General features: G+C 66.9%; 4 protein-coding genes. 2 read left to right on the top strand and 2 right to left on the bottom strand.

Translation table 11 applies throughout. The features are described 5' to 3' along the window. Both BIS11_RS14040 and BIS11_RS14045 read right to left on the bottom strand, forming a co-directional pair. Positions 1 to 254, bottom strand: a 254-nt coding sequence (locus BIS11_RS14040) for an ATP-binding cassette domain-containing protein (RefSeq protein WP_253586350.1), incomplete at its 3' end; no start/stop codon positions are given. 10 nt (positions 255 to 264) lie between these two features. Continuing rightward, positions 265 to 1506, bottom strand: a complete 1242-nt coding sequence (locus BIS11_RS14045; protein WP_253422023.1) for a lipoprotein-releasing ABC transporter permease subunit — start codon at positions 1504 to 1506, stop codon at positions 265 to 267. 204 nt (positions 1507 to 1710) lie between these two features. Between BIS11_RS14045 and BIS11_RS14050 the strand changes: the two genes are divergently transcribed. Next, positions 1711 to 2781 (top strand): agmatine/peptidylarginine deiminase, encoded by a 1071-nt coding sequence (locus BIS11_RS14050; RefSeq protein ID WP_253422024.1) that lies wholly within the window; start codon positions 1711 to 1713, stop codon positions 2779 to 2781. After that, on the top strand, positions 2778 to 2976 hold a 199-nt coding region (locus tag BIS11_RS14055), incomplete at its 3' end, for a nitrilase-related carbon-nitrogen hydrolase (RefSeq protein ID WP_367399217.1). The genes BIS11_RS14050 and BIS11_RS14055, both read left to right, overlap by 4 nt.

The following is a 2976-nucleotide window of genomic DNA, read 5'->3' on the forward strand; positions in this document are numbered from 1 at the left end:
GTCTCGTTGAGCCCGGCCAGCGACTCGCCGGCGATGACGACGCTGCCGTCGCTGGGGCGGTCGAGCCCGCCGAGCAGGTTCAGGAGCGTCGTCTTGCCGGAGCCGGAGCTTCCGACGATGGCCACGCGCTCGCCGGCGCGCACCTCGAGGGCCAGCCGGTCGAGCACGGTGAGATCCTGCGGGCCTTCGCTGTAGACGCGGGTGAGTCCCTGGCAGGAGAGCATCACCGGGGCATCGGAAATCGTCGAATTCATGAGCGCGTCCTTATTCATAGCGCAGTACGTCCGCTGGCTGAACCCGCGCGGCGCGCCAGGCGGGATAGAGCGTCGAGAGGAAGGTCAGGCCGAAGGCCGCCAGCACGATGTCGCGAATGTCGTCGAACAGCAGGCGCGACGGCAGGTGGCTGACGAAATAGACCCCGGCATCGAGGAACTGGATACCGAAGGTGGCCTCGAACCAGGCGACCAGATCCGATATGGTCAACGCCAGCACCACCCCGGCGAGCACGCCGAGCGCGATACCGATCAAGCCGATGGTCAGGCCCTGGACGATGAAGATGCCCATGATCGAGCGGGGCGTCGCGCCGATGGTGCGCAGGATGGCGATGTCCGCCCGCTTGTCGGTCACCACCATCACCAGGGTCGAGACGATGTTGAACGCCGCCACGGCGACGATCACCGTCAGCAGCAGCCCGATCATGCGCTTCTCCATCTGGATCGCCTGGAACAGGCTGCCCTGGGTGAAGGTCCAGTCGCGGCCGATGTAGCCCGGCCCCAGGTCGTTGACGATGGCCTGGGTTTCGCTGCCGGCGACGAACAGGTCGTCGAGCTCGACGCGCAGCCCGCCGATCGCATCGCCCAGGCGCGCCAGCGTCTGCATGTCCTCGATGTTGGCATAGGCGAGACTGCCATCGAGGTCGGCGCCGACGCTGAAGATGCCGCTCACCGTGAAGCGCTTGAGGCGCGGGAACACCCCGGCCGGGGTGATCGAGGCCTCCGGCACCAGCAGCGTCACCCGGTCACCCACGCCGACCCGCAGGCGGTTGGCGAGAATCGACCCCAGCACCACGTTCCACTCGCCCGGGGCGAGATCCTCGAGCGCACCTTCGCGCATGTGCTGGCCGACGATCGAGACCTGCTCTTCCCAGGCCGGATCGATCCCGGTCACCATCGCGCCCTGGTTCTGGCCGCCGGCGGAGAACATGCCCTGCTGCTCGACGTAAGGGGCCACGCCGATCACCCGGTCGCGCTCCATCAGCCGGTCGGCGAGTGCTTCCCACTCGACGAGGCCGGGTTGGTACTCGATCTTGGTGTGGGGCACCATCCCGAGGATGCGCGTGCGCAGCTCGTGGTCGAAGCCGTTCATCACCGACAGCACCAGGATCAGCACGGTGACGCCCAGCGTCAGACCCAGCATCGAAATCAGCGAGATGAACGAAATGAAGTGGTTGCGGCGCTTGGCGCGCACGTAGCGCAGCCCCACCAGAAATGGCAAACGGTCAAGCATGGCAGGATTCCTTGATGATGGGCGCCCATGGTACGGTTTTTTTGAGCCTGCTGCATGCGCAAACACGCATCGAGGATGCGATCGCCCAGGCGATGGTTCACCCACGGGACAATGACTTGCAACTTGGCGGGCAAGCCCCTACATTGCGCGCGACATCGGCCTTCACGTCAGGCCGCCTTTCATGGGCAACGAGAGCATCCGATTTTGGCACACCCCTCTTACCGCTTGCTGCCGGAATGGCATCCCCAGGATGGCCTTCAACTCACCTGGCCCCGCCCGGACGGCGACTGGCAGCCGATTCTCGAGCAGATCGAGGCGACCCTCGAGCGCATCGTCCTGGCCACCGCCGACACGCAGCGCGTGCTGATCAGCGTGCCGGACGCCGCCACCCGAGAGCGCCTCGCGACGCGCTTTGCGACCTTTGGCGTTGCGCCCGCTCGCCTGCGCTTGATCGAGGCCGACACCGACGATACCTGGGCCCGCGACCACGGCCCGCTCGGGGTGATGGGCGAGAACGGCGAGATGGCGCTTCTCGACTATACCTTCACCGGCTGGGGCGGCAAGTTTCCCGCGCTGCGTGACGATGCCCTGACCCGCGCTCTCGACCGTCAAGGCGTCTGGGCCTGCCCGGTGGTGACGAAGTCGCTGGTGCTCGAGGGCGGCGGTATCGAGACCGACGGCGAAGGCACGCTGCTGGCCACCAAGGAGTGCCTGCTCAACCCCAACCGTAACCCGGACCACTCGCAGGAGGAGATCGAGGCGCTGTTGAAGGCGGAGCTCGGCGTCTCGCGCATCCTGTGGCTCGAGAACGGCTACCTGGAAGGCGACGATACCGACAGCCACATCGACACCCTGGCGCGCTTCTGCAGCCCCGACACCATCGCCTACGTGCGCTGCGACGACGAAACGGATCCGCACTACGCGGCTCTGAAGGCGATGGAAGCGGAACTCATGGCCTTTCGCCGCCTCGACGGCTCGCCCTACCGCCTGGTCGCCCTGCCCTGGCCCAAGGCGGCGCTCGATCCCGACGACGGCCACCGGCTGCCCGCCACCTACGCCAACTTCCTGATCATCAACGAGGCGGTGCTGGTACCCACCTACGCCGACCCGGCGGATCTTGCCGCCCTGAATGCCCTGGCCGGCGCCTTTCCCGGGCGCCGGGTGATTCCCGTCGAGTGCCACAGCGTGATTCGCCAGCACGGTAGCCTCCACTGCCTGACCATGCAGCTGCCGCGCGGCACGCTCGACACCGCGCTTTTCGAGGAGGATGCATGACCCACGCACTGACCGTCGCCGTCGTTCAGCAAAACGCCTGGCCGGACAAGGCCCAGAGCCTCGCCGAGAGCGAGAAAGGCGTGCGTGCCGCCGCCGCCCGCGGCGCCAAGCTCGTGCTGCTTCAGGAGCTGCACGCCACGCACTACTTCTGCCAGTACGAGGACCCGGCGCTGTTCGAACTCGCCGAACCGCTCG

It is taken from the genome of Halomonas sp. 707D4, assembly GCF_024158685.1.
Lineage (GTDB): Bacteria > Pseudomonadota > Gammaproteobacteria > Pseudomonadales > Halomonadaceae > Vreelandella.